Source organism: Hamadaea sp. (assembly GCF_013362815.1).
Lineage (GTDB): Bacteria > Actinomycetota > Actinomycetes > Mycobacteriales > Micromonosporaceae > Hamadaea.
Genome location: NZ_JABFVK010000061.1, coordinates 55,206 through 80,461 on the forward strand (window position 1 = coordinate 55,206; position 25,256 = coordinate 80,461).

The 25,256-nt window shown below is 68.9% G+C and carries 25 protein-coding genes; 15 read left to right on the forward strand and 10 right to left on the reverse strand.

Annotated features, from left to right (window positions below; all coding sequences use genetic code 11):
* Window positions 1–96 precede the first annotated feature (96 nt).
* The gene (locus tag HOV77_RS26065; RefSeq protein WP_290866141.1) at window positions 97–1,197 is read right to left on the reverse strand and encodes an NADP-dependent malic enzyme; all 1,101 of its coding nucleotides are present in this window, start codon (window positions 1,195–1,197) and stop codon (window positions 97–99) included.
* 222 nt (window positions 1,198–1,419) lie between these two features.
* Window positions 1,420–1,737 (reverse strand): S26 family signal peptidase, encoded by a 318-nt coding sequence (locus tag HOV77_RS26070; RefSeq protein WP_290866087.1) that lies wholly within the window; start codon window positions 1,735–1,737, stop codon window positions 1,420–1,422.
* An 87-nt stretch (window positions 1,738–1,824) separates the two neighbouring features.
* Between HOV77_RS26070 and sodN the strand changes: the two genes are divergently transcribed.
* Together sodN and HOV77_RS26080 are read left to right on the forward strand one after the other, a co-directional pair.
* Window positions 1,825–2,235 carry a superoxide dismutase, Ni gene (gene sodN / locus HOV77_RS26075; RefSeq protein WP_290866089.1) on the forward strand — a complete coding sequence of 137 codons (411 nt, stop codon included), beginning with the start codon at window positions 1,825–1,827 and terminating at the stop codon, window positions 2,233–2,235.
* Window positions 2,236–2,318: 83 nt separating this feature from the next.
* Window positions 2,319–2,723 carry an anti-sigma regulatory factor gene (locus HOV77_RS26080; RefSeq protein WP_290866143.1) on the forward strand — a complete coding sequence of 135 codons (405 nt, stop codon included), beginning with the start codon at window positions 2,319–2,321 and terminating at the stop codon, window positions 2,721–2,723.
* Window positions 2,724–2,735: 12 nt separating this feature from the next.
* On the opposite strand, the gene HOV77_RS26085 is transcribed toward HOV77_RS26080, so the two are convergent.
* Window positions 2,736–3,158, reverse strand: a complete 423-nt coding sequence (locus HOV77_RS26085) for a hypothetical protein (protein WP_290866090.1) — start codon at window positions 3,156–3,158, stop codon at window positions 2,736–2,738.
* Window positions 3,159–3,191: 33 nt separating this feature from the next.
* Here HOV77_RS26085 and HOV77_RS26090 point away from each other — a divergent pair, with 33 nt between their 5' ends.
* A complete protein-coding gene (locus tag HOV77_RS26090) occupies window positions 3,192–4,106 on the forward strand; it encodes a diacylglycerol kinase family protein (protein WP_290866092.1) in 915 nt (304 codons plus the stop codon).
* Window positions 4,107–4,482: 376 nt separating this feature from the next.
* Window positions 4,483–4,737, forward strand: coding sequence for a WhiB family transcriptional regulator (locus tag HOV77_RS26095; protein WP_290866094.1), 255 nt, complete (start codon window positions 4,483–4,485; stop codon window positions 4,735–4,737).
* A gap of 150 nt (window positions 4,738–4,887) precedes the next feature.
* On the opposite strand, the gene HOV77_RS26100 is transcribed toward HOV77_RS26095, so the two are convergent.
* The 3 genes from HOV77_RS26100 to HOV77_RS26110 form a co-directional block, all read right to left on the reverse strand.
* A complete protein-coding gene (locus tag HOV77_RS26100; protein WP_290866096.1) occupies window positions 4,888–5,067 on the reverse strand; it encodes a DUF6104 family protein in 180 nt (59 codons plus the stop codon).
* On the reverse strand, window positions 5,067–8,744 hold the full coding sequence (locus HOV77_RS26105) for a multifunctional oxoglutarate decarboxylase/oxoglutarate dehydrogenase thiamine pyrophosphate-binding subunit/dihydrolipoyllysine-residue succinyltransferase subunit (protein WP_290866098.1): 3,678 nt from the start codon (window positions 8,742–8,744) through the stop codon (window positions 5,067–5,069). The genes HOV77_RS26100 and HOV77_RS26105 overlap by 1 nt, the downstream gene beginning before the upstream one ends.
* Window positions 8,745–8,854: 110 nt before the next feature.
* On the reverse strand, window positions 8,855–9,490 hold the full coding sequence (locus tag HOV77_RS26110) for a hypothetical protein (protein ID WP_290866100.1): 636 nt from the start codon (window positions 9,488–9,490) through the stop codon (window positions 8,855–8,857).
* A 204-nt stretch (window positions 9,491–9,694) separates the two neighbouring features.
* Between HOV77_RS26110 and HOV77_RS26115 the strand changes: the two genes are divergently transcribed.
* The 9 genes from HOV77_RS26115 (at window position 9,695) to HOV77_RS26155 (ending at window position 21,101) form a co-directional block, all read left to right on the forward strand.
* Window positions 9,695–10,423 carry a GNAT family N-acyltransferase gene (locus HOV77_RS26115; RefSeq protein ID WP_290866102.1) on the forward strand — a complete coding sequence of 243 codons (729 nt, stop codon included), beginning with the start codon at window positions 9,695–9,697 and terminating at the stop codon, window positions 10,421–10,423.
* Complete coding sequence (locus tag HOV77_RS26120; protein WP_290866104.1) at window positions 10,420–11,235, forward strand: lysophospholipid acyltransferase family protein; 816 nt, start codon at window positions 10,420–10,422, stop codon at window positions 11,233–11,235. The genes HOV77_RS26115 and HOV77_RS26120 overlap by 4 nt, the downstream gene beginning before the upstream one ends.
* A 521-nt stretch (window positions 11,236–11,756) precedes the next feature.
* Complete coding sequence (locus HOV77_RS26125) at window positions 11,757–12,545, forward strand: DUF4097 family beta strand repeat-containing protein (RefSeq protein ID WP_290866106.1); 789 nt, start codon at window positions 11,757–11,759, stop codon at window positions 12,543–12,545.
* 3 nt (window positions 12,546–12,548) lie between these two features.
* Window positions 12,549–13,133 (forward strand): PadR family transcriptional regulator, encoded by a 585-nt coding sequence (locus HOV77_RS26130; RefSeq protein ID WP_290866107.1) that lies wholly within the window; start codon window positions 12,549–12,551, stop codon window positions 13,131–13,133.
* 86 nt (window positions 13,134–13,219) lie between these two features.
* Window positions 13,220–13,918, forward strand: a complete 699-nt coding sequence (locus tag HOV77_RS26135) for a response regulator transcription factor (protein ID WP_290866109.1) — start codon at window positions 13,220–13,222, stop codon at window positions 13,916–13,918.
* A gap of 7 nt (window positions 13,919–13,925) precedes the next feature.
* Window positions 13,926–15,464, forward strand: coding sequence for a HAMP domain-containing sensor histidine kinase (locus HOV77_RS26140; protein WP_290866111.1), 1,539 nt, complete (start codon window positions 13,926–13,928; stop codon window positions 15,462–15,464).
* A gap of 78 nt (window positions 15,465–15,542) precedes the next feature.
* Entirely contained in the window at window positions 15,543–16,931 is a 1,389-nt protein-coding gene (locus tag HOV77_RS26145; RefSeq protein ID WP_290866113.1) for a trypsin-like peptidase domain-containing protein, read from the forward strand.
* Window positions 16,932–17,154: 223 nt separating this feature from the next.
* Entirely contained in the window at window positions 17,155–19,785 is a 2,631-nt protein-coding gene (locus HOV77_RS26150) for a glycosyl hydrolase family 18 protein (RefSeq protein ID WP_290866115.1), read from the forward strand.
* Window positions 19,786–19,907: 122 nt separating this feature from the next.
* A complete protein-coding gene (locus HOV77_RS26155) occupies window positions 19,908–21,101 on the forward strand; it encodes an ABC transporter ATP-binding protein (RefSeq protein ID WP_290866116.1) in 1,194 nt (397 codons plus the stop codon).
* Here the strand turns inward: HOV77_RS26155 and HOV77_RS26160 are convergent.
* A complete protein-coding gene (locus HOV77_RS26160; RefSeq protein ID WP_290866118.1) occupies window positions 21,096–21,833 on the reverse strand; it encodes an extracellular solute-binding protein in 738 nt (245 codons plus the stop codon). The genes HOV77_RS26155 and HOV77_RS26160 overlap by 6 nt on opposite strands.
* On the reverse strand, window positions 21,830–22,219 hold the full coding sequence (locus HOV77_RS26165; RefSeq protein ID WP_290866120.1) for a helix-turn-helix domain-containing protein: 390 nt from the start codon (window positions 22,217–22,219) through the stop codon (window positions 21,830–21,832). Before HOV77_RS26165 ends, HOV77_RS26160 begins: the two co-directional genes overlap by 4 nt.
* A 59-nt stretch (window positions 22,220–22,278) precedes the next feature.
* Here HOV77_RS26165 and HOV77_RS26170 point away from each other — a divergent pair, with 59 nt between their 5' ends.
* Window positions 22,279–23,094: a patatin-like phospholipase family protein gene (locus tag HOV77_RS26170; protein ID WP_290866122.1), complete on the forward strand. Its 816-nt coding sequence runs from the start codon at window positions 22,279–22,281 to the stop codon at window positions 23,092–23,094.
* A 145-nt stretch (window positions 23,095–23,239) separates the two neighbouring features.
* Here HOV77_RS26170 and HOV77_RS26175 read toward each other — a convergent pair whose 3' ends face one another.
* Window positions 23,240–23,833, reverse strand: a complete 594-nt coding sequence (locus HOV77_RS26175) for a DUF308 domain-containing protein (protein WP_290866124.1) — start codon at window positions 23,831–23,833, stop codon at window positions 23,240–23,242.
* 63 nt (window positions 23,834–23,896) lie between these two features.
* Here HOV77_RS26175 and HOV77_RS26180 point away from each other — a divergent pair, with 63 nt between their 5' ends.
* The gene (locus HOV77_RS26180; RefSeq protein WP_290866125.1) at window positions 23,897–24,265 is read left to right on the forward strand and encodes a hypothetical protein; all 369 of its coding nucleotides are present in this window, start codon (window positions 23,897–23,899) and stop codon (window positions 24,263–24,265) included.
* A gap of 52 nt (window positions 24,266–24,317) precedes the next feature.
* Here HOV77_RS26180 and HOV77_RS26185 read toward each other — a convergent pair.
* Window positions 24,318–25,256, reverse strand: a 939-nt coding sequence (locus HOV77_RS26185) for a helix-turn-helix domain-containing protein (RefSeq protein ID WP_290866127.1), incomplete at its 5' end; no start/stop codon positions are given.

The window sequence follows — 25,256 nt, forward strand, 5'->3', positions numbered from 1 at the left end:
GTTGGTAGCTACCTCTTCCGTGCTGGATCAGGGTTCTGGGTCGAATCATGGCGCAAGATTCGACCCAGAACCCTGATCCAGCACGCGGGAAGGGCGTCAGGCGGCGGCGATGACGGCGGCCGCGACGGCGGGAGCCACCCGCGGATCCAGCGGACTCGGCACGATCTGGTCGGCCCGCAGGTCGTCGGCGACGATCCCGGCGATGGCGTCGGCCGCGGCCAGCTTCATGGCCTCGGTGATCCGCTGCGCCCCGGAGTCGAGCGCGCCCCGGAAGATCCCGGGGAACGCCAGCACGTTGTTGATCTGGTTGGGGAAATCGCTGCGGCCGGTCGCGACGACGGCGGCGTACTTGCCCGCGATGGCGGGCGGCACCTCCGGGGTCGGGTTGGCCAGCGCGAAGATCATCGAGTCGGGGGCCATCGCGGCGACGGCCGACTCGGCGATCTGCCCGCCGGACACCCCGATCAGCACGTCCGCCCCGGCGAGGGCGGCCTCGATGCCGTTGGCGACGTGGCGAGCGTTGGTGATCGCGGCCAGCCCCGCCTTCTCCGAGCCCAGCGCGAGGTCGGGGCGGCTCGCGTACAGGGTGCCCTTGGAGTCGCAGACGATCACCCGGCCGGCGTCGACCCCGCCTGCGATCAGCATCTTCGTTACCGCGATGCCGGCGGCGCCCGCCCCGGAGACGGCGACGCGGAGGTCACCGAGGTCGCGGCCGAGCAGCCGGGCCGCGTTGCGCAGAGCGGCCAGCACCACGATGGCGGTGCCGTGCTGATCGTCGTGGAAGACCGGGATCGGCAGCTCGGCGTCGAGGCGTCGCTCGATCTCGAAGCAGCGCGGCGCGGCGATGTCCTCCAGGTTGATGCCGCCGAACGAGGGCGCGAGCGCCTTGACGACCGCGATGATCTCCTCGGTGTCCTGGGTGTCGAGGCACACCGGCACCGCGTCCACCCCGCCGAACTGCTTGAACAGGACGGCCTTGCCCTCCATGACGGGCATCGCCGCGCGCGGGCCGATGTTGCCGAGGCCGAGGACCGCCGATCCGTCGGTCACCACCGCTACGGTGTGGCCGACCCAGGTGAGCTCCCGGGTCAGGGCCGGGTCGGCGGCGATCGCCTCGCACACCTGAGCCACGCCGGGGGTGTAGGCCAGGGAGAGGTCCTCCCGGCTGGAAAGCGGAACGGTGCTCGCCACGGCCATTTTGCCGCCGCGGTGCCGGGCGAAGACGGGATCTTCCACGATTGGGCTCCCAGAGAGAACTTCACAATGCCGGGCGGCGGTCGTCGAACGGGTGCACTGACCGGACTCGGCGGGCTACGAACGGGAGGTTACCCGAGGAAGGGGCGATCGGGGATGACCCGCACGCGTCGCGAACTGGGCAGTTTCCGAGGTGCCGGAGAGGCCGAGGGACGCCAGTGTAGTTCAGTGCCCCGGGCGGCCGACCAGTCGGGGCCGAGGCCAGTAGCGGGCGACGACCCGGGCCTCCACCAGGGCGACCCCGTACGCCCGCGAGTCGTCGGTGACGAAGGCGTTGTCACCCTCGATCCACCATCCGTCGCCCGCGCGGCGTACGGCGCGTTTGACGACCAGGCCGATGTCGGGGCGGGCCGGGAACCGGGCGACGACCACGTCACCGGGGCGTACGCCCCGCCCGCCCCGGCGGGCCAGAATCGCGTCCCCGGAGCGCAACGTGGGGGCCATCGAAGGGCCGGACACCAGCACCGGCCACCACCCGAACACGCCACGCCACCGCCTTCCACCGTGTTTGAATCCGAGAGTAGGGTCAAGATTGCAACGCAAGCTGCACAGACCTATCTGGAGGATCTCATGCGCTTCCGCATGCCGCGTTTCCTCACGCCGGCCACCGTCGCCAGCGCCCACTGCGACCTGCCGTGCGGCGTGTACGACCCGGCTCAGGCCCGCATCGAGGCGGAGTCCGTCAAGGCGATCTGCGAGAAGTATCAGGGCAACACCGATCCGGAGTTCCGGACCCGGGCGCTGATCATCAAGGAGCAGCGCGCCGAGCTGGTGAAGCACCACCTGTGGGTGCTGTGGACCGACTACTTCAAGGCTCCGCACTTCGAGAAGTACCCGCAGCTGCACCAGCTCTTCAACGAGGCCACCAAGCTGGCCGGGGCGAGCGGCGCGAAGGGCTCGGCCGACCCGGCCACGGCCGAGCAGCTCCTGGCGAAGATCGAGGAGATCTCGAAGATCTTCTGGGAGACCAAGCAGGCCTGATCGACAGCGGGGGCGGGTGGTCGTGGAATACACGGCCACCCGCTTTCGGCTAAAGTCCCTCCCCGGGGGGAGGCTCCTTGCCGCTGAGCGACGCATACGACGAGACGAACGTCCATGACGACGTCGTCACCCTTGTGGTGCCCGCCGACGGCGGCTACCTCAGCGTTCTGCGTACGGCCACGGCCGGGCTCGCCGCACGCCTCCACTACACCCTCGAACGCATCGAGGACCTCCGCATCGCCGTCGACGAGGCGTGCGCGATGCTGCTGGTGATCACGCCGCCCGACGCCGAGCTGACGTGCCGGTTCGAGATCGGCGCGGAGCAGCTGGTGATCTCCATCGCCGCCCCCGTCAAGGACGGCGCCCGGCTGCCCAGCCCGACGAGCTGGCCGTGGCACGTGCTGACCTCGCTGACCGCGCAGGCCACCGCCGAGCTGGCGGCGAACGAGGCGACCATCCGCATGGTCAGCCAGCGCTTCAGCGGCTGACCCGAACGCGGGCTACAGGGACAGGCCCGCCTCGCCGACCGCGCGGTTGGTCGGCGGCGAGACCAGCGCGGCGATCGTCGCCAGGCAGATCAGCCCGACGATCACCCCGAGCCAGGCGAGTTCGCCGACGATCATGTAGTACGCCGGAGCGAGGAAGGTCAGGTCCAGCGCGACGGCGATGTCCCGGGCCCAGCGGCGGTGCTTGCCGACCGATCGGGCCAGCAGCGCCAGCAACGCGCCGATGAGCACGGCGACGCCGGTCACACCCCACGCGAGCCGCTGACTCGCTCCGCCGACGGTGAGGTCTTCGTAGACCAGGAAGATCGTGATCGCGGCGGCGGCGATCGCCTGCGCGGACAGCAGCGCGACCGCGGCACGCACGGTCGGCGGCGTCGCGGTGGGCGTACCCGTGTCGGTGACGGCCGGTGTGGTCATGGCCTCAAGCGTAGGCCCGGTAGATTGCGCCCCATGCGGGCCCTCCTCATCGTCAACCCGAAGGCGACCACCACCAGCGCGCGCAGCCGCGACGTCATCCACGGTGCGCTCCGTAGCGAGCTCGAGCTGGAGCTGGGCTACACCCGGCGGCGCGGGCACGCCGGGCACCTCGCGCAGCAGGCCGCGGAGGCGGGGATCGAGCTGGTCGTGGCGCTCGGTGGCGACGGGACCGTGAACGAGGTGGTCAACGGCCTCATGGCCGGGCCGCCGGAGAAGCGGCCGGCGCTCGCGGTGGTGCCGGGTGGGTCCACCAACGTCTTCGTACGCGCGCTGGGCCTCCCGCGGGAGTGGTCCGAGGCGACGGGAGTGCTGCTGCAGGCGCTCCGAGAGGGCCGCAGCCGGACGATCGGGCTCGGACTGGCCGACGACCGGTACTTCACCTTCTGCGCGGGTCTGGGGCTCGATGCGGCCGTCACCCGCCGGGTGGAGCGGGCGCGCCGCAAGGGCCGCCGTTCGACTCCCGGGCTCTATCTGCGCTCGACCCTCGGGGAGTACTTCCTCGAACGGCATCCGGCCGAGCTGACGCTGGAGTTGCCCGGCGAGCCCGACGAGGGGCGCCTCGCCTCGATCATCGTGCAGAACACCGCGCCGTGGACCTTCCTGGGGGATCGGCCGGTGCATCCGAACCCGGACGCCTCCTTCGATCTCGGGCTCGACGTGATGGCGCTGCGCGTCCTGCGGGTGCCGTCGACCGTGCGTACCGTGGCGCAGATTCTGGCCACCGACGGCGAGCCGCGCGGCCGGCAGGTCCTCCGTCATCACGACCTCGCCGGGTTCACCGTCACTTCCGGTACGCCCCAGGCGTTTCAACTTGACGGGGACTACCTCGGAGAACGCGAGCAAGTCCGGTTCACCGCGGTGCCGGATGCGCTTCGAGTTGTCTGCTGACGGACACGTCGGTCGAAACGACCGTCGGTGGCAGTCCCACACATATGACACGAGTCGGAAATACTAGTAATGAGGCGCGGAGAGTACTACATTCACAGATGACTGTCGTGCGCGGGGGTCAGGGTAACTCCTGGTGATCCGGACAAATGGGTCGTGAGCTTGCTCACCCGACCGGTTTTTTTCGCTTCACCCCCCTTGACATGGCGGGAGTTCGTGAAAGTATTCACAAGCGTATCGAGTCAAGCGCTCGCTGCCTGCTCACCGCTCACGGAATTGGTAACTGACCGTCACTGACGGTCATGTTTAACCATGCCGTGTACGCGGGACGCATACAGGGATACCCACACCCACTTCAGGAACAAGGAGTGTTGCCGCCATGGACTGGCGCCACCGTGCGATCTGCCGCGACGAGGACCCCGAGCTGTTCTTCCCGATTGGGACGTCTGGCCCGGCGCTGCTCCAAGTTGAGCAGGCGAAGGCGGTCTGCCGGCGGTGTTCTGTGACCGACCAGTGCCTGCAGTGGGCAATGGAGTCGGGCCAGGACGCCGGCGTCTGGGGCGGGATGAGCGAAGAGGAGCGGCGCGCTCTGAAGCGCCGCGGTGGGCTGCGCGTACGCGCCAGCGCCCTCTGAGCGGAGCACCCGCCGAAAACCGCGAACTGACGACGCCCCGGGAATTCTCCCGGGGCGTTCGCCGTATCTGAGGACTGTGATGGCTGCAGATCACGGTTACGCATGCCTCACCGGGCGGCGGAAGCATGCATAACCGTGATCTGCAGGGAACTAGAGGTCGTCGTCCTCGTCGTAGCGCGCCAAGTAGGTTGCCAGGCGCTCGACGGCGGTCTCGAACTCCGGGTTGGCGTCCACGAAGTCCCGCAACCGCTCGGCGAGCCACTCGACGGCCACCGACTCGTCGCCGCGCCGTTCGACGAGTTCTTCGATGCCGCGGTCGGTGAAGTACATCAGGCCGCCTTCGGCAACGCCGCTTCCAGCAGCGCAGCCTGCTCGACGTCGTGCATCTTGGTGGAGCCCACCGCCGGGGCGGCCGCCGCCGGACGGGAGATCCGCCGCAGGCTCACGCCGTCGAGGTGCTCCAGCAGGTTCAGCGCGACGAACGACCAAGCACCCTGGTTGGCCGGCTCCTCCTGAACCCAGGCGAAGTCGACCGCGTTCGGGTACTTGGCGAGCTCCGCCTTGACCTCGTCGACGGGCAGCGGATAGAGCTGCTCCAGCCGGAGGATCGCAGTGTCGCTGACACCGCGCTCGGCCCGAGCCTGGACCAGGTCGTAGTAGACCTTTCCCGAGCAGAGCAGCACTCGCTTGACCGCCTCCGGCCGGATGTCGCCCGCCTCCCCGATCACCGGCTGGAACGTGCCGGAGGTGAAGTCGGCCACCTGCGAGATGCAGAGCTTGTTGCGCAGCAGCGACTTCGGGGTGAAGGCGACCAGCGGCTTCCGCTTGGGCGACAACGCCTGCCGGCGCAGCGCGTGGAAGTAGTTCGCCGGGGTCGAGGCGATGACGACCCGCATGTTGTCCTCGGCGCACAGCTGGAGGAACCGCTCCGGGCGGCCCGAGGTGTGGTCGGGACCCTGGCCCTCGTGGCCGTGCGGCAGGAGTAGCGCGACCGAGGACTTCTGGCCCCACTTCGCCTCGCCGGAGGAGATGAACTCGTCGATCACCGACTGGGCGCCGTTGACGAAGTCGCCGAACTGCGCCTCCCACATGACCAGCGCGTCCGGGTTCTCCACCGAGTAGCCGTACTCGAAGCCCATGGCCGCGTACTCCGAGAGCAGGGAGTCGTGGACGTAGAACTTCGCGTTGTCCTGCGCCACCCGGGTGACCGGCAGATAGTCCTCGCCACCGTGCGAGTCCACCACGGCGGCGTGCCGCTGGACGAAGGTGCCCCGGCGGGAGTCCTGACCGGCCAGGCGTACGGTGACGCCCTGGTTCAGCAGCGAGCCGAAGGCCAGGATCTCGCCGAAGGCCCAGTCGATGTCGCCGGCGACCGACATCTTCGACCGCCGCTCGAGCAGCTGCTGTACGCGCTTGTGCGGGACCAGCCCGTCAGGCAGGTTCGTGTGCGCCTCGCCGATCGCGGCGACGACCTCCGGGCTGATCGCGGTGGTCACCTGCGGCTCGGGCTGCACCTCGCGGGAGCGGCTCGTCCGGGCCGACGAGGTGGTCTGCGCGTCGCGGGTGGCCTTGAACACCGTCTCCAGCTGGTTCTGGTAGTCCCGCAGGGCCTCTTCGGCCTCCTCGACGGTGATGTCACCGCGACCGATGAGCTCCTCGGTGTAGAGCTTCCGGACCGAGCGCTTCGCGTCGATGATCTGGTACATCAGCGGGTTGGTCATCGACGGGTCGTCACCCTCGTTGTGCCCGCGACGGCGGTAGCAGACGAGGTCGATGACGACGTCCTTGCGGAACGCCTCGCGATACTCGAAGGCGAGCCGGGCGACGCGGACGACCGCCTCCGGGTCGTCGCCGTTCACGTGGAAGATCGGCGCCTGGATCATCCGGGCGACATCGGTGCTGTAGAGCGACGACCGGCTGTACTCCGGAGCGGTGGTGAAGCCGACCTGGTTGTTCACGACGATGTGGACGGTGCCGCCGGTGCGGTAGCCCCGCAGCTGCGACAGGTTCAGCGTCTCCGCGACGACGCCCTGACCGGCGAACGCGGCGTCGCCGTGCACCAGGACCGGCAGCACGGTGAAGCCTTCGTTGCCCAGGTCGAGGCGGTCCTGCTTGGCCCGGACGATGCCCTCCAGGACCGGGTCGACCGTCTCCAGGTGCGACGGGTTGGCCGTCACCGAGACCGTGACCCCGTGCTGACCGTCGGGCGAGGTGAACTTCCCGGTCATACCCAGGTGGTACTTCACGTCGCCGGAGCCCTGCGTGGTCTTCGGGTCGATGAAGCCCTCGAACTCGTTGAAGATCTTCTCGTACGGCTTGCCGACGATGTTGGCGAGCACGTTCAGCCGGCCGCGGTGGGCCATGCCGATGACGACCTCGTCCAGGCCGCCCTCGGAGGACGCCTGCAAGACCTCGTCGAGCAGCGGGATCAGCGACTCGCCGCCCTCCAGCGAGAACCGCTTCTGACCGACGTACTTGGTGGCCAGGAAGGTTTCGAAGGCCTCGGCGGCGTTGAGCCGGTTGAGGACGTGCGCCTGCTCCTCCTTGGAGGGCTTGGTGTACTTGCGCTCGACCCGGGACGCGATCCAGTTGCGCTCCTCCGGGCTCTGGATGTGCATGTACTCCACCCCGGTACGCCGGCAGTAGGAGTCGCGCAGCACGCCCAGGATGTCGCGCAGCTTCATCTTGTCCTTGCCGGCGAAGCCGCCGACGGCGAACGTCCGGTCCAGGTCCCACAGGGTCAGGCCGTGCTCGCGGATGTCGAGGTCCGGGTGCCGGCGGATCTCGTACTCCAGCGGGTTCGTGTCGGCCATCAGGTGACCGCGTACGCGGTATTCGCGGATGAGCTCGACGACGCGGGCGGCCTTGTCGATCTGTCCCTCGGAGGTGTGCGCGATGTCGCGGACCCACCGGACCGGCTCGTACGGGATGCGCAGCGAGGTGAAGATCTCGTCGTAGAACTCGTCGCCGATCAGCAGCTCGTGCATGACCTTGAGGAACTCGCCGGACTGCGCGCCCTGGATGATCCGGTGGTCATAGGTGCTGGTCAAGGTGATGATCTTGCTGACCGCCATCTCGGCGAGCTGGGCGTCGCTCATCCCGGCGAACGGCGCGGGGTACTCCATCGCGCCGACGCCGATGATGGTGCCCTGCCCGGCCATCAGCCGCGGCTGCGAGTGCACGGTGCCGATGCCGCCCGGATTGGTCAGCGAGATCGTCGTGCCCGCGTAGTCGTCCATGGTCAGCTCGTTGCGGCGGGCCCGGCGCACGATGTCCTCATAGGCCTGCCAGAACTGCCGGAAGTCCAGTCGCTCGCACCCCTTGATGCTCGGCACGACCAGGTTGCGGGAGCCGTCCGGCTTCTGCAGGTCGATGGCGATGCCCAGGTTCACCTGCGGCGGCACGACCATCGTCGGCTTACCGGCGGTCTCCGCGTACGAGTTGTTCATCTCGGGGTGCTTGGCCAGCGCCTTGATCAACGCGTACCCGATGAGGTGCGTGAACGAGACCTTGCCGCCGCGCCCGCGCGCGAGGTGGTTGTTGATGACGATGCGGTTGTCCGCGAGAAGCTTGGCCGGCACCGCGCGCACGCTGGTCGCGGTCGGCACGGTCAGCGACTGGTCCATGTTCTGGACGATCTTCGCGGCCACGCCCCGCAGCGGGACGACGGTGGCTTCCTTCTTCTCCGGTACGCCTTGTGCCTGCACGGGAGCGGGCGCTGCCGGCTTCGCCGCGGGAGCGGGGCTGGCCGCCTTCGGCGCTGCCGGAGCGGGCGTGGCGGCGGGCTTGGCCGGAGCGGGAGCCTGAGCCGGCGTGGCCTTCGGCGCGGCCGGAGCCGGCGCGGCAGCGGCCGTGGCACCGGGCTTGTAGTCGGCGAAGAAGTCGTGCCACGCGGGATCCACGCTCGCCGGATCGGTCAGATACCGCTGGTACATGTCTTCGACGATCCACTCGTTGGGACCGAAGTCGGCCAGTGGGTTTTCCTGCGAGCTGTGTTGCGTCGACACGGTCGCTCTCGCCCTCTTCCACGCGGGTTGGTAGGGAAATCAGAAGTCGGTCTACAAGGCTACGCGCTGCCCTAGCGGACGTTCACCCGGAGGTCAACGGGTGTCGCGGTTCACACCGTGATCCACGTCGCCGACGCCGCCGCGAGGAGCCGGCGGTCCGGCCCGAACAGCCCCGTACGCACGAAGCCCTTCCGCCCCTCGACGCCGGTGCACTCGCCGACGATCACGCAGTCGTCGCCCGGATTCGGCAGCGCGTCGATCGCGACGGTGATCCGGCCGAGCACGTACGGGCGGCCCGGGGCGATGATCGCCCAGCCGCCGGGGCAGTCCAAAGCGGCCCAGACCGTCTCTCTTCCGGCCTGGTCCGGGATTGTCCAGTTCGCCGCCGTACGCCCATCGGGCAGCCGGCCCGGGAAGATCCGCAATCCGTCCGATTTCGCGGGTCCACAGACATAGCAAGTCGGAAAGGGATGATCGGTGAATCCGGCGTACGCAGCGGCTTCGGTGGGATCGCCCCAATCCGGCGCGGTGGGCTGCACCGGCTCGGCTTGGATCGTCGCGATCAGGCGGTCGCCGTCCAGCAGCTCGCCGCCCGGTGTGATGGTGAGAGGCGTCTCCAGCGGCGGCGGTTGCCGGAGCGTGACCGTCATCGGCCCGCCCGCTCCTGCCTCGGTGGCGAACAGTCCGGCGGTGTAGCCGCCGTTGCCCGAGGTGGGCGGGCCGTTGAAGCGCGCTGCGACGATCACCGTCTGAGCCTGCCACACCCGCGCCCGCGCCTTTCGCTGCAGATCACGGAAATGCATGTGATCCGGGCGGTCGGATGCATGGATATCCGTGATCCGCAGCGAAAACGGCGGGCCGAGGCATGAGCGGACAGCGTTCATCCGGATGTCACGCGGCTGGCGGAACATCGACACGTCTGCGCAGTTCCGGGCCCTTACACAGGGCGTATGACACAGATCCTCACCGTTGCGCCGACCGGATACTCGGCGCTCATCGCGACTGACGCCGCCACCGTCGAGGCCGCGCAGCGGTTGCGGTACCGGGTGTTCGCCGAGGAGTGCGGTGCGACCCTCCATTCCACGACGCCGGGACTCGACGTCGACGAGTTCGACGCGTACTGCGATCACCTCGTGGTGCGGCACGACCGAAGCGGCGAGGTGGTCGGCACCTATCGGCTGCTTCCGCCGCAGCGCGCGGTCTGGCTGGGCCGCCGCTACAGCGAGACCGAGTTCGACATGAGCCGGCTGATCGTCCTGCGGGATCGTCTGGTCGAGGCGGGGCGGTCGTGCGTCGATCCACAGCACCGGACCGGTGCCGTGATCAACCTGATGTGGGCGGGGATCGCCCGCTATCTCACCGCCAACAACTACTCCTGGCTGGGCGGATGCGCCTCGGTCCCGATCGCTGACGCGCCCGCCGTCCGCGAGGCCGTGCAGAAGCATCTGTCGCCGCCGCAGCTGCGCGTCGAGCCGCGCGTACCGGTTCCGGCGACGGAGTCTCCGCTCGGCCGTGCGAACATTCCGCCCCTGCTCCGCGGCTATCTCCGGCTGGGCGCGTGGGTGTGCGGCGAGCCCGCGTACGACCCGGACTTCCAGGTCGCCGACTTCTACGTCCTGCTCAGCCTCGACCGCGTGGACCCGCGGTATCTCAAGCACTTCCTCGGCGGTGCGTCATGAGCTTCTGGCGTCCGGAGGCCGGCTGCGGGCCGCATTGCCTGCCCGGGGACACCCCTCAGGTGGGCTTCCTGCGCTACGTCGCGCGCCTGGTGGGCGCGGCCGCCGTCCTGGCTTTCGCCGCGGTGGCCCCGGCCCGGCCCGCGACGGTCCAGGCGGTGGCCCGGGCGCTGCTCCGGGTGCTCGGTCTCGATCTACGGGTACGCGGAAAGCACCGCCCCGGTCTGCTGGTCGCGAACCATGTGTCCTGGGTGGACATAGTCGTCCTGATGGCGGTGACCGGCGGGGTACGCCTGGTGGCCAAGAAAGAGGTCGGCGAGTGGCCGGTCATCGGGCGGCTGGCCCGGCGGCAGCACGCCGTCTTCGTGGATCGAGCCCGTCCCCGGCAGTTGCCGGCGGCAGTCGCCGAAGCGGCGGCCGGTCTGCGGGCGGGCGCGACTGTCGCGGTGTTCCCGGAGGCCACCACGACCTGTGGTGCCTGCCCGGTGCCGATGCGCCCGGCGTTCTTCCAGGCGGCGATCGACGCCGGAGTCCCGGTGACCCCGCTGACCTTGACGTTCTCCGTCGCGGGGGAGCGCAGTGCCGCAGCGGCCTTCGTCGGCGACGAAACCCTGATCGCCTCGGTACGCCGCCTCGCCCGCGCGAAGGGTCTGACGCTCACTGTTTCGGCAGCTGCGCCCCTGTTCCCGGAACCGGGGGCAGACCGCCGCGTACTGGCCCGAGCCGCGTCGGCGACCGTCGCCGCGACGCCGATCTTCACCCGCCTTCGCCGCCCCACTCCTGCGGCCCTCCCCACCCCCGCCCTGTCCCGTTGATCATGAACCTAAGGTTCCCCTTTACGGCGCGTCCCCGTCCCGAACATCATGATCAACTCCGAAGCGGACGCGCGGCGTAATCCAGTACCACTGACCACCGGCACTTGCCTGTTCTCCGCCGATGGAGGTCACCCAAGCTGGCCGCCAGTCACTCCGGGACGGTCCGCCTCGCCGAGATCGTCGGCTCGTTGTGGTCGGCCCCGCCCCCAAGATCGTCGGCTTCCGACGATCAGTGCACTAAGACGCCCATGATTGTCGGAAGCCGACGATCTTGGAGGGCGGGGTGGTGCTGCGTTGATCACGGCCGCGGGGGCGGTGACGCGCCGCAAAAGGGAACCTTAGGTTCATGATCAACGCGAGGGGGTCAACGCGAGGGGGTCAACGCGGAGAGTCGCGATATATCGCGAGTTGCGATAGGGTGGCCCGAGCGGGCCGGTGGGGTGAGGCCGAGCGGGCCGGTGGGGCGAGCCCGAGCGGTCCGCAGGCGGGTAGGGCCAAGACCCAGGGTGGAGGGAGCGACGGTGGCGCAGTGGACGGTGCAGGATCCGCAACGGATCGAGCTGGACGGCGAGGTCGATCGGATTGACGTCAGCCTCGTCACGGGGAAGATCAGCATCGTCGGCGTACCGGGCGCGGCTCGCCTGGAGATCAAGTCCACTGGGAAAAAGCCGGTGAACGTCGAGCACGATTCCGGCCGGCTCAAGATCCACCACGAGGCCCGCAAGCATTGGCCGGTCTACTGGTGGCTGTTCCATCGCCGGTACTACTGCGAGATCACGGTGGCCGTACCGCCGGAGGCGATCGCCTCGGTGACCGTGGTGTCGGGCCGGGTGTCCGTCGCCGGGCTGCGTACCACCACTGACGTCGACGTGACGTCCGGCCGGGTGAGCCTGCTCGGCCTCGCCGGGCGTACGCGGGCGAAGTTGGTCTCCGGTCCGGTGGAGGCGCTCGGCGTCGCCGGTGAACTCGTCATGGAGACGGTGTCCGGCTCGCTCACCGTCGCGCAGTCGGGGGCCGATCGCGTACAGGCGACGACGACGTCCGGCTCGATCACCTGCGATCTCGACTCGACCACCCCCGCCGATGTGCGGCTGAACACGACGTCGGGGTCGATCACGATCCGCATCCCGGCCGAGGCCGATCTCGACGTACGCCTCGATACGACGGCGGGTTCGATCACGACGGTGTTCCCGCTGGACCGTCAGGGCGTCCACTGGTCGGGCAGTGCGCACGGCCGGCTCGGCAACGGCAGTGGCAGACTGAGCGCGACGACGACCAGCGGCAGCATCGCCCTGCTCGCGGGGGAGTGAGCAATGCCGCCGATCTTTTCCCACGGCCGCCTCCGGCTGTACCTGCTCAAGCTGCTCGAGGACGGGCCGAAGCACGGCTACGAACTGATGCGGCTGCTGCAGGAACGGTTCCAGGGCCTCTATGCCCCCAGCGCCGGGTCGATCTATCCCCGGCTGGCGAAGCTGGAGGAAGAAGGACTGGTCAGCCGAGTCGCCGAAGGCAACCGGATGGCGTACACGCTGACCGGGTCCGGCCGGGCCGAACTGGAGCAGCGGGCGGACGAGATCGCCGCTATCGATCGGGAGATCCAGTCGTCGGTGGCCGATCTGTCCGGGCTCGCCGACCAGATCCAGGCACAGATCTCCGGTGGTCTCTCAGACATCCGGCGGCAGCTGCGCGAACAGACCCGGCAGATGAAGTCGGGCGTACGCGTGACGCCGAAGAAGGAGTCGTCGCCGGAGAACGAGGCGCTGCTCCGGAAGCTGGAGGAGTTCACGGCCGAGGCGCGTACGCTCATCGCCCGGGCGCGGCCGGGAGCGGCACCCGCGAAGGCGGTGGCCGCCACCCTCGATGCGACCCTGCGTACCCTTCGTGAGCTGCTGAGATAGCAGCGCACAGCCGGTTCTCAGATTCTTACAGATTCCTCTCAGCCAAAGCGCAGCCACCGCGCAGTGTCGCTGGGTTGAATGGAGTCATGAACTCCGCCCAGGTCGAGGCCAAGCTGCTCGTCGTCGAGGACGACCCCAACATCGTGGAACTGCTCAGCGCGAGCCTGCGATTCGCCGGGTTCGAGGTGCGTACGGCGACTAGCGGCAGTGGCGGTGTGACCGCGTTCAAGGAGCAGCGGCCCGATCTGGTGGTGCTGGACATCATGCTCCCCGACCTCGACGGCTTCGAGGTGATCCGGCAGATGCGCGCGGACGGCGTGCGTACGCCGGTGGTGTTCCTGACCGCCCGGGACGCGACCGAGGACAAGGTACGCGGCCTGACGCTGGGCGGGGACGACTACGTGACGAAGCCGTTCAGCCTGGAGGAGCTGACCGCCCGCATCCGGGCGGTGCTCCGGCGTACGGCAGGCGAGCCCGCGTCGCCGAAGCTGACCTTCGCCGACCTCACCCTCGACGAGGAGACGCACGAGGTCTACCGGGCGGGCAAGCTCGTCCAGCTCTCGCCGACCGAGTTCAAGCTGCTGCGCTACCTGATGCTCAACCCGAACCGGGTGCTGTCCAAGGCGCAGATCCTCGACCACGTCTGGAATTACGACTTCCGGGGCGACGACAACATCGTCGAGTCCTACATCTCCTACCTGCGCCGCAAGATCGACACGGTGCAGCCGCGGCTCATCCAGACTCTGCGGGGCGTCGGCTACGTGTTGCGTAAGCCGGCGATGTGACGACCGGATGAAGCCCGGCTCGGCGTTTCGCCATCCCATCCGCACCAAGCCGTTGCGCGTCAAGCTGATGGCGACGGTGCTCGCCCTGCTTGTCGCCGCGATGTCGCTGATCGCGGTGGCGAGCGTGACGGCGTTGCGCCGCTATCTGCTCTCCGATCTCGACGGCGGGCTGATCAATCTGTCGAACGCCACGGCCAAGCAGTTCAACGAGCACGGCGGCAAGCTGCAGATCCCGTCCATCTACTACGGGACGACGTCGCTCGACGGCAAGTGGCTGCCCCCCGAGGGCATCTCCGACGTCTTCAGCGATTCCGATCTGCCTGCACTGCCCAGTGTGGACGAGGTGCAGGCCGAGCTCGGCGAGCCCTTCACGGTCAATTCGAAGGGCTCCGCGAAGCGGTGGCGGGTATTCGCGCTGAAGCTCGACAACGGGCAGATCCAGCTGATCGGTCAGTCCCAGTACGAGATCGATCACGCGGTGCAGCGGCTGATCACGATCAACCTCTTCGGCGGAATCTCCGTCCTGTTGTTCGCCGCGACGATCGGCGCAGAGCTGATCCGCCGGAGTATGCGGCCGCTTTCCCAAATCGAGAAGACCGCCAGCGCCATCGCGGCCGGCGATTTGTCGCAACGCGTACCAGATCCAGAACCGGAGAATCCGCGGCCCGTGACCGAGGTCGGGTCGCTGGCCCGGTCGTTGAACACGATGCTCGCGCAGATCGAGACCGCGTTCACCGCGCAGGCCGCCTCCGAGGCGTCCGCGCGGGCGGCCGAGCAGAGTGCGCGCCGGTCCGAGGAGCGGATGCGGCGGTTCGTCGCGGACGCCTCGCACGAGCTGCGGACGCCGCTGACGACCATCCGCGGCTTCGCGGAGCTGTACCGCCAGGGCGCGGTGACCACACGCGAGCAGACCGGCGAGGTGGTCCAGCGGATCGAGAACGAGGCCGCGCGGATGGGCCTGCTGGTCGAGGACCTGCTGCTGCTCGCGCGGCTCGATCGCGAGCGGCCGCTCAAGCTCGTGCCGATCGAGCTGCGGGTCCTGGCCGCGGAGGCGGTCGAGGCCGCCCGGGTGGTCGCGCCGGATCGTCAGGTCACGCTGGTCACGGCGCCTGACGCCGGGCATCTAGTGGTACGCGGAGACGACGCGCGGTTGCGGCAGGTCATCGGCAATCTCCTGAGCAACGCTTTGACCCACACTCCGGCGGGTACGCCGGTGATAGTGCGCCTGGCCAGTGACATGGCCGACGGGCCGAACGGAACCGCGGTGGTGGAGATCCACGACCGGGGCCCGGGGCTGACCGCCGAGCAGCAGGAGCGCGTGTTCGAACGGTTCTACCGGGCGGACCCGGCCCGGACCCGGCGAGCAGACGGCACGGTGAGTACGGGATTGGGGCTGGCCATCGTCGCGGCCCTGGTCGCGGCACATGACGGCACCGTGGAGGTGGAGTCTCAGCCGGGCGTGGGAGCGACCTTCCGCGTACGCCTCCCGCTGGTGGAGCTCGATGAGAACGTCACCGATGATGAAGAACCCGAACAAACTTCGTGAAAGTGGCCAGACGGGTTCACAGTGTAGTTTCAGGTTCGGCCAAGATAAGAGTAAGAAATATCCGGAAGAATCATTGACATGAGCGACCCGCAGAGCAACCCCGAGCCGGCTGACCGGCAGAATCCGAACCCGTTCGCGAGCGCCGCCGAGTCGGCGGAGCGTCCGGTGACGACCGAGCAGCCCTCTGCGGACCAGGCCGCGACGGCCCCACCGGCCGCCGCGCCCGCAGGGCAGCCGGCATACGCGCCACCGACTTATCCCACGTACGACACCGCGCCGCAGCCGGTGGTCGTCGGCGCCGGCGTTCCGGTCGGTGCCGGTGCTCCGGCCGGCTCGTACGGCCCGGACCCGCTGCGCCGGGACAACGCGCCGACGAGCGGTCCCATGTGGACGCCGCCCGGCTCGAACCTGCCGCCGGGCTCGCCGTTCGGCCCCGCGCCGACGCCGCCGAAGTCGCGCCCATTCCTGAAGGTCGTGGCGGGGGTCGCGGCGGCCGGAGTGATCGCGATCTGCTCGGCCGTCGCCGGTGGCGTCGTCGGTGCGGCCGTAGTGGACAAGAACCCGGTCAGCACGACCACGGTCAACGCCGCTCCGGCGATCGACCGGTCTTCGCTGGCCGACATCGCCGCGAACGTGACGCCGAGCGTGGTCGCCATCAAGACCAGCTCCGGCGAGGGTTCCGGCGTCGTGTTCAGCTCCGACGGCTACATCGTGACCAACAACCACGTCGTCGCGACCGCTTCGGGGAACACCGTGACGGTGAGCTTCTCCGACGGCACCAAGACCACCGGCACCATCGTCGGCACCGACGCCCGGTACGACCTGGCCGTGGTGAAGGTGAACAAGACCGGGCTGACCGCGGCGAAGTTCGGCAAGTCCACCGACGTCCGCGTGGGTGACACCGTGCTGGCGATCGGCAGCCCGCTGGGCCTGGAGGGCTCGGTGACCGAGGGCATCATCAGCGCCAAGGACCGCACGATCTCGGTGCAGAACACCACGATGTCCGGCCTGCTCCAGACCGACGCGCCGATCAACCCGGGCAACTCCGGTGGTGCGCTGGTCAACACGAACGGCGAGGTCGTCGGGATCAACTCGTCGATCGCGACCGACGGATCCAGCGAGGGCAACATCGGCATCGGTTTCGCCATCTCGAGCGATCGGGTGTCGGCGGTGGCCAACCAGCTCATCAAGGGCGAGAAGGTCAACCACCCGTACCTGGGCGTCAAGGCGGGCGACAACGAGTCCGGCGGGGCGAAGGTCACCGAGGTCGTCTCGGGCGGCGCGGCGGAGAAGGCCGGCCTGAAGGCGGGCGACGTAGTCACCAAGTTCGGCGACACGGTCGTCAACGACGCCGACGATCTGGTGAACGCGGTCGGGTCGCACAACCCGGGCGAGCAGATCACCGTGACGTACATCCGGGATGGAGCCACTAAGACGACAACCGTGACGCTGGGTTCGACGTCTTAACATCAAGCGCCGCGTCACGAGCGCGGTTCGCACAGCGCGTTACTCCTCCTCCCCATGTGGCGGCGGGTGACGGTGGGGCCGAGGGGGTTGGCCTGCCGTCACCCGCCGCTCTCTCTTTTCCATATCTGAGAACGTCTCTTGCGTGACCGGGGCCACAGCGTGTCTACTCTTAGCAAAGTTTGCTAACAGTTAACCGCTGCTGGCTCCCCCAGGAGGCCTCCTCATGCGTAGAAGACCCCTGTTCCACCTGATCACGGCATTGACCACGGGGCTGGCCGCGACCGGCCTCGCCCTCGCCGCCGTGGGCACCGCACACTCCGCCACCGACCACGCCGCCTGCCGGCCCGACGGCCTCTACACGACGCCCGGCGTTGCCGTGCCCTACTGCGCGGCGTACGACACCAACGGGCGCGAATCGATGGGTGCCGACCATCCACGCCGGATCATCGGCTACTTCACCGGCTGGCGTACAGGCAAGGACGGTACGCCGGCGTACCTGGTGAACCAGATCCCGTGGACGAAGATCACCCACATCAACTACGCCTTCGCGCACGTCGACGGCACGAACAAGATCTCCGTCGGTACGCCGACCGCGGCCGCCAACGCCGCCACCAACATGACCTGGCCGGGCGTCGCCGGGGCCGAGATGGACTCGGGCTACTCCTACACCGGGCACTTCAACCTGCTGAACAAGTACAAGAAGGCCAACCCCAATGTGAGGACGCTGATCAGCGTCGGGGGGTGGGCCGAGACCGGCGGGTACTTCGACGACAACGGCAACCGCGTGGACTCCGGCGGCTTCTACCGGATGACCACCAACGCGGACGGCTCGATCAATACCGCCGGCATCACCACCTTCGCCGACTCGGTCGTGACCTTCCTGCGGACCTACGGCTTCAACGGCGTCGACATCGACTACGAGTACCCGACGTCCAACAACGACGCCGGCAACCCGCTCGACTTCTCGCAGGCCAACGCGCGCCGGGCCGGGCTCAACCGGTCGTACCAGACGCTGATGAAGACCCTGCGCGAGAAGCTCGACACCGCAGCGGCGGCCGACGGCAAGTACTACATGCTCACCGTGGCGGCACCGGCCTCCGGCTGGCTGCTGCGCGGCGAGGAGGCGTTCCAGACCACGCAGTACTTGGACTACATCAACATCATGTCCTACGACCTGCACGGCGCATGGAACCAGTTCGTCGGCCCGAATGCCGCCCTCTACGACAACGGTGACGACGCCGAGCTCGCGGCGGCCGGGGTCTACGGGGCGTACCAGAACATCGGGTATCTCAACACCGACTGGGCGTATCACTACTTCCGCGGTGCCGTCCAATCCGGACGGATCAACCTCGGCGTCCCGTACTACACCCGGGGCTTCCGGAACGTCACCGGCGGCACCAACGGCCTGTGGGGCAAGGCGCCGAAGACGTCCAACTGCCCGGCCGGTACGCAGAGTCCCTGCGGTGACGGCGCGGTCGGCATCGACAACCTCTGGCACGATCTGGACACGAGCGGCAAGGAGGAGCCGGCCGGCTCCAACCCGATGTGGCACGCGAAGAACCTGGAGAACGGGATCACCGGGGACTACCTGGCGGCGTACGGGCTGACTCCGGCGACCGATCCCGACGACACCATCACCGGCACGTACGCCCGCAACTACTCGTCGGCCCTGGTCGCGCCGTGGTTGTGGAACAACACGAAGAAGGTCTTCCTGTCGACCGAGGACGAGCAGTCCATCGGCACCAAGGCCGACTACATCGTGAACAAGGGCATCGGCGGGATGATGATCTGGGAGCTCGCCGGGGACTACGCGTACGACTCGGCCAAGGGCGAGTACTTCATGGGCAACACCCTGACCAACCTCGCCTACGACAAGTTCAAGACGGCGTCGGCGTACGGGGCGACCCGGGCCAACACCGCGATGCCGACGGCCACCCTGGACGTGGACATCTCGCTGACCGGGTTCGCGCTCGGCGACGCGAACTACCCGATCAACCCGGAGATGGTCGTCAAGAACAACTCGACGGTGACCATCGCGGGCGGCTCGAAACTGGAGTTCGACTACGGCACCTCCGCGCCGGGCAACATGTCCCAGCAGTCGGGGTGGAGCATGTCGGTGACGGCCGGGCATACCGGCAGCAACATCGGCGGGCTGAAGGGCGACTTCCATCACGCAACGGTGACGATCCCGAGTTACCTCTCGATCGCACCGGGCGCCTCGGCGGAGTTCACCCTGAACTACGTCCTGCCGATCGCGTCGCCGTCGAACTACAAGCTGACGATCGGCACGACGACGTACGCCCTCAGCGTCGACCGGGCCCGGGGCGGTACGCCGGCCTCGCCGAGCGCGACCACCTCGGTCAGCCCGACGGCGAGCACGAGCACGAGCGCCAGCGCGAGCCCGTCGACGTCGACCGGGGCGTGCACCGCACCCGCCTGGGTCGCGACGCAGGCGTACAACGGCGGGGCGAAGGTCTCCTACAACGGCCACCAGTACACGGCCAAGTGGTGGACCCAGGGCAACCAGCCGGACCTGAACACCGGGGACGGCAAGCCGTGGACCGACAACGGAGCCTGCTCCGGCGGGACGACCTCACCGTCGCCGTCCATTTCGGCGTCGGCCTCACCGTCACCGTCGCGGACGACTTCGCCGTCGGCTTCGACCTCGCCGAGCGCGAGTCCGAGCGCTTCGCCGACGGCGAGTGGCAGCTATCCGGCGTGGACTGCGGGCACGCTCTACACCGCAGGCACGCGGGTGACCTACGGCGGCAAGAACTACCAATGCCTCCAGACGCATACCGCGCTGGTCGGGTGGGAGCCGCCCAACGTCCCGGCGCTTTGGCAGGCGTTGTAGTCCGGTCCCGTAAATCTCGCAATTGATCGACGGCCCGGGGCAAGCTCCACTTGCACCCGGGCCGTCGCCGGGTTCACGATGTTGCTGCGTTAATAGTCCGGCAATCAGACGGTGAGCGGGCTTTGATCGAGACTCGGGCGCTGACGAAGGCATACGGACGCCGCGTGGTGGTGGACGCGGTGTCGATGACGGTCGGCCCGGGGGAGTTCATGGTCGTGTTAGGACCATCCGGGTGCGGCAAGTCGACGATCCTGCGGATGATCGCCGGGCTCGAGGAGCCGACCAGCGGCGAGGTGGTCATCGACAACCGGATGGCCAACAACCTGTCCGCTCGCGACCGTGGTGTCGCCATGGTCTTCCAGGACTTCGCGCTCTACCCGCATCTGACCGCTCGCGAGAACATCGCGATGCCGCTGCGGATCTCGCACAGCGGGTCGCTCGCCGAGGACATGCGCCGGGTCGAGCAGGTCGCCGGCTACTTCGGCGTGGCCGACCTGCTGGAACGCAAGCCCGCGCAGTTGTCCGGCGGCCAGCGGCAGCGAGTCGCGGTCGCACGGGCGATCGTGCGGGATCCCCGCGCCTTCCTCCTCGACGAACCACTGTCACAAGTGGACGCTCATCTGCGCCTCCAGCTGCGGCGGGAGATCGCGCGGCTGGCTCGCCGGCTGCGGGTCACGACGTTGTACGTGACGCACGACCAGCAGGAGGCGCTCGCCCTGGCCGACCGGATCGTCGTGCTGGAGAGCGGCCGCGTACGCCAGATCGGCACCCCGCAGCAGATCAGCTCCGACCCCGCCGACGTCTTCGTGGCCGGGTTCGTCGGGGCGGCCCGGACGACCCTGGTCCAAGGCGCGGTCTACGTCGATCGCCGGGGCAGTTCGGTCCTCGACCTCGGCGAGCAGGCGCTGGACTCCGACCGGACGCTGCCGGGTCACCACACCGATCGGGTGACGGTCGCGCTGCGGACCGACGCGCTGCGCCCGGTCCCGGTGGACGCCGAGGGCCCGGTGCTGCGGGGGACCGTCTCGTTCGTCGAGGACCTCGGTGCGGAGATGCTCGTCCACGTCGCCACCGGGCTGGTCGGTGTGCCCGCGGCGTACGCGTCGCCGGACGCGCAACGCTCGGGCGGTCGGCCGGTGCCGCACCAGCGAGAGCCGCTCGACGATCTCGAAGAGCCCTTCGGCGAGCTGGTCGTACGCGTACCGGCCGGCACCCGGCCGGGGGTGGGTGAGGCGTTCGCCGTGGAGGTCGACCTCGACCGCGTCTTCCTGTTCGACCGCGGCGGCGTACGCATCCGCGCGGACGCGGGCTCATGACGACTGGGTGAAACCGCCCTCGGTGAACCGCGTACGCGCGTCGGCGCTCGTGAGCAAATCGAGGAAGGCTTTCGCCCCGGCCGGATTGGGGCTGCCGGACAACGTCGTGACCTGGAACTCCTCGGCCGCTCCGGCCGACTCTGCGAACTCGACCGAGTCGACCTGGCCGATCGCCGCGAGCGCATCAGTGCGGTAGACCAGGGCGGCTTCGACGTTGCCCAGAGTCAGCTTGTCCATCGCCTCTTTGATGTCGGCGACCTCCACGGGCTTCGCGAGGGTGACCCCTGCTTTGCTCAGCACTTCGTAGGCTACATCTCCGCAGGGCACCGCCGCTTGGCAGATCGCCACCTTCGCCTGGGCGAGGTCGGCCAGCTTGGCGATCTTCCGCGGATTGCCCGGTTCGACCGCCACGACGAGCTGCGTACGCCCCAGTGACTGCGGGCTGCTCTTCGGCACGGTGGCGATGGTGGCGGCCGGTGCGACCAGCACGTCGACCGCGGACAACTGAGAAGTCGCACGACGTCCGGCGGCGTACCCGATCACGACGTCGGTGCCCGGGTTGGCCTGCTCGAAGGCCGTCTCGAACGGCTGGAGGATCGGAGCCAGCGCCGGATCGGCGACCACGGTGATCTTGCCGCCGTTGTCCCGGTCGGGGGTCGCGGGCTTGCCGCAGCCCGTCACTAGGCTCGCAGCGGTCAGCAGGGCGGCGAGGACCGCGACGGCCCGCTTCACGCGCGCTCCACGACGACCGTTGTGGACTTGACGACCGCGACCGCCAGCGACCCGACCTCGAGGCCGAGTTCGTCGACGGCCTCCCGGCTCATCAGGGAGACCACCCGGAACGGGCCGGCCTGGATGTCGACCTGTGCCATCACCGCGTCCTTCACGATCGATGTGACGATGCCCCGCAACCGGTTGCGCGCCGACGACTGCCCGGCCCGGTGGTCCGGGTCGCCGCCGAGCGATCGGGCGAACTCCGCCAGGCTCCGGCCGGGGATCATCCGGTGGCCCTGCGGGTCGCGGGTCGCCGGGAGGCGACCGGCGTCGACCCAACGGCGTACCGTGTCGGCGCTCACGCCGAGCAGTTCGGCCGCCTCGCCGATGCGGAAGTCGGTCACGTCGGGCGACTCTACCGGGCTCGCCTTTGCGCCGCTCACCTGCGTGTACGGTGATCTTTATGGGGTGCACGGCGTTCGTCCTGGGCGGCGGAGGTGTCCTGGGCGCGGTCGAGGTCGGCATGCTGCGAGCCCTGTCCCGCGCCGAGATCACGCCCGATCTGATCGTGGCGACCTCCATCGGGGCGATCAACGGCGCGATGGTCGCGGCCGATCCCACCCCGGCCGCGACCGACCAACTGGTACGCCTCTGGGCCGCGCCCGAGATGGGCGAGGTGTACGGGGAGTCCATCCCGCGGCAGCTTCGCCGGTTCGCCACGCGTACGCACCTGCACTCCCCGCTGCCGTTGCGCCGGTTGCTGGAGAAGGTCCTGCCGGGCAAGTTCGGCGAGCTGAGCGTGCCCCTGCATCTGGGTGCGGTGTGCGTCGAGCGCGCGGCCGAATCCTGGTTCTCCGCCGGGCCGCTGCTTCCGGCGGTGATGGCGGCGGCCGCCGTCCCGGGTCTGCTGCCTCCGGTGGATCTCGACGGCGAGCACTACATCGACGGCGGGATCGTCAATTCGCTGCCGATCGCGCACGCCGTCGAACTCGGCGCACAGGAGATCTACGCCCTCCACGTCGGGCGGCTGGACAAGCCGTTGTCACCGCCGCAGCGGCCATGGGAAGTCGCGCAGACCGCGATGGAGATCGGCCGCCGCGCTCGCCTCGCCCGGGACCTGGCCGCCGTGCCGGACGGCGTCTCCGTGCACATCCTGCCGGTGGGGGAGGGCAACGACCGCGACGACAACCCGTGGGCGTACCGGGACGCGGCGGGCCTGCGCCGGCGGGTGAGTGCGGCGTACGCCGCGAGCCGGGATTACCTAGCCGCGCAGCGTTGATCATGAACCTAGGGTTCCCCTGGGCGGCGTGTCGGCGCGCCCCTCGCCGTGATCAACGCGGCGACGCCGCGTAGCTGATCACGGCCCTGAGGGGTGCGACACGCCGCCGGGCGGAACCCTAGGTTCATGATCAACGCTGCGCGGGTCAGAAGCCGTTCTCGATGACGTGGTACGCCGGGTCGTCGTCGGCCTCCTTGGCCGCCTTCCCCGCCTGCCACGCGATGTACAGCTGAACGAGCCCGAGCACGATCAACCAGATCGCGGTGATCCAGACCAGCACGATCAGCGTGATGCCGGGCCAGAACAGGACGACCACACCGAGCGCCACGTTGATCAGGCCGAGCAGGATCGTGCCGAACTTCGCGCCGCGTCCGCGTACCCGGGTGAACCCGGCGATGATCTCGCTGACTCCGCTGAAGATCCAGATGAGGCCGATGAGTAGCGCGACGAACTTCAACGACGCGTGGAGGTTCGCCAGCACGACGATGCCGGCCAGGACGTAGATCGCCCCGGCCAGGGCCAGGAAGCCGCGGCTTGCGCCGCCGAGTTCCCGGCCGGTGACGGCGTCGGCGAGCCGGACGATGCCGAGCACGATCAGCCAGATGCCCAGCAGCGAGATCAGCACGAGCAGGGTCCGGTCCGGCCAGATGAGCAGCACGATGCCGAGCAGGATGGCGACGACGCCGCCGATCAGGCTCATCTGCCGCCAGGTGGACAGGATTGCGCTGCGCTCGTTCATAAGGCGAAGATATATCGCTGAATTCCCGCTAAGTGGACATTCCGCAGTATTTACGATTCCGGGATGGAGTCGGTCGAGTTCGCGATGGAATTCGTCGTCCTGGAGTTCGCCGATCCACAGCCCGGCGCCGAGTTCACCGCCAGGCTGCGCCGAATCGCCGCCGAGCAGGACTTCCGGATCGTCGACGCGCTCATCCTCGCCAAGACCACCAGCGGAGAGATCGTGCTGCTGGACGAATCGGTCGCCGGGTTGATTCGCGACGTCGACTTGGACGACGTGGTGGCCGAGATCGCCCCGGGCACGAGTGCCGCACTCCTGCTGCTCGCCCACTCCTGGCGGGTGGGTACGCGTACCGCCTTGCGCGATGCGGGCGGGCGCGTGGTGCTCGCGGAGCGGCTGCCGCCGTCGGTGAGTGTGCGGTCACTGGGTTGATCATGAACCTTGGGGTGCCGACACTCCGTCGGGCGGAACCATAGGTTCATGATCAACGGGTCGTGAACGCTCGCCGATAGGCCGACGGCGAGGTCCGCATGGAACGCCCGAAGTGGTGCCGGAAGGTCACCGGGCTGTCGAACCCGACCGCCACGGAGACCTGCTCGATGGGGGCGTCACCGGTCTCCAGCAGCGGAAGGCTGGCCTGCACGCGCCGGTCGATCAGCCACCGGATCGGGCTCGTGCCGGTCTGCCGGGAGAAGTTCCGCAGGAAACTGCGCTCCGACATGCGGGCCTGCCGGGCCATCGCGCCGACCGTGATCGGTTCGGAAAGGTGGTCCAGCGTCCACGCCATCGCCCGGGCGATCCCGTCGTCGTCGGTCACGTCGCGTACGCCGACCTCGATGAACTGAGCCTGTCCGCCGTCGCGGTGCGGCGGGAGCACCAGCCGCCGGGCGACGGTGTTGGCGACGGCGGCCCCGTGATCGCTGCGGACGATGTGCAGCAGCAGATCCAGTCCGGCCGCACTCCCGGCGCTGGTCAGGACCGATCCGTTGTCCACATAGAGCACGTCGGGGGTGACGTCGATCTGCGGATACCGCTCGGCCAGCAGCCCGGCGTACCGCCAATGCGTGGTGGCCTGCCGCCGGTCCAGCACACCCGCCCCGGCCAGGGCGAACGCTCCCGAGCAGATCGACACCAACCGGGCGCCTCGGGCGTACGCCGCACGCAGGGCCGTGGTGAGCGCCGGTGACGGCTCTGTGCGTACATCTGGAACACCCGGAATGATCACGGTGTCGGCGGCTGCCAGCGTGTCGAGACCATGCGCGGCCATGATGCTGAATCCCCCCACGACCGGGAGCGGATCGGGCCGCTCGGCGCAGACGGACAGCTCGTACCAGTCGATGTCGAGCTCGGGCCGCGGCAGGCCGAAGACCTCGACCACGCAGCTGAGCTCGAACGGCGCCATCCCGGCGAAGGCCAGGACGGC

What these genes read in the sequence shown, in the direction of transcription:
- HOV77_RS26065 (WP_290866141.1), bottom strand. Translation starts at nt 1,197, where the DNA reads ATGGCCGTGGCGAGCACCGTTCCGCTTTCCAGCCGGGAGGACCTCTCC.
- sodN (WP_290866089.1), top strand. Translation starts at nt 1,825, where the DNA reads ATGCGCTTCCGCATGCCGCGTTTCCTCACGCCGGCCACCGTCGCCAGC.
- HOV77_RS26085 (WP_290866090.1), bottom strand. Translation starts at nt 3,158, where the DNA reads ATGACCACACCGGCCGTCACCGACACGGGTACGCCCACCGCGACGCCG.
- HOV77_RS26090 (WP_290866092.1), top strand. Translation starts at nt 3,192, where the DNA reads ATGCGGGCCCTCCTCATCGTCAACCCGAAGGCGACCACCACCAGCGCG.
- HOV77_RS26095 (WP_290866094.1), top strand. Translation starts at nt 4,483, where the DNA reads ATGGACTGGCGCCACCGTGCGATCTGCCGCGACGAGGACCCCGAGCTG.
- HOV77_RS26100 (WP_290866096.1), bottom strand. Translation starts at nt 5,067, where the DNA reads ATGTACTTCACCGACCGCGGCATCGAAGAACTCGTCGAACGGCGCGGC.
- HOV77_RS26115 (WP_290866102.1), top strand. Translation starts at nt 9,695, where the DNA reads ATGACACAGATCCTCACCGTTGCGCCGACCGGATACTCGGCGCTCATC.
- HOV77_RS26120 (WP_290866104.1), top strand. Translation starts at nt 10,420, where the DNA reads ATGAGCTTCTGGCGTCCGGAGGCCGGCTGCGGGCCGCATTGCCTGCCC.
- HOV77_RS26130 (WP_290866107.1), top strand. Translation starts at nt 12,549, where the DNA reads ATGCCGCCGATCTTTTCCCACGGCCGCCTCCGGCTGTACCTGCTCAAG.
- HOV77_RS26135 (WP_290866109.1), top strand. Translation starts at nt 13,220, where the DNA reads ATGAACTCCGCCCAGGTCGAGGCCAAGCTGCTCGTCGTCGAGGACGAC.
- HOV77_RS26140 (WP_290866111.1), top strand. Translation starts at nt 13,926, where the DNA reads ATGAAGCCCGGCTCGGCGTTTCGCCATCCCATCCGCACCAAGCCGTTG.
- HOV77_RS26145 (WP_290866113.1), top strand. Translation starts at nt 15,543, where the DNA reads ATGAGCGACCCGCAGAGCAACCCCGAGCCGGCTGACCGGCAGAATCCG.
- HOV77_RS26150 (WP_290866115.1), top strand. Translation starts at nt 17,155, where the DNA reads ATGCGTAGAAGACCCCTGTTCCACCTGATCACGGCATTGACCACGGGG.
- HOV77_RS26170 (WP_290866122.1), top strand. Translation starts at nt 22,279, where the DNA reads ATGGGGTGCACGGCGTTCGTCCTGGGCGGCGGAGGTGTCCTGGGCGCG.
- HOV77_RS26175 (WP_290866124.1), bottom strand. Translation starts at nt 23,833, where the DNA reads ATGAACGAGCGCAGCGCAATCCTGTCCACCTGGCGGCAGATGAGCCTG.
- HOV77_RS26180 (WP_290866125.1), top strand. Translation starts at nt 23,897, where the DNA reads ATGGAGTCGGTCGAGTTCGCGATGGAATTCGTCGTCCTGGAGTTCGCC.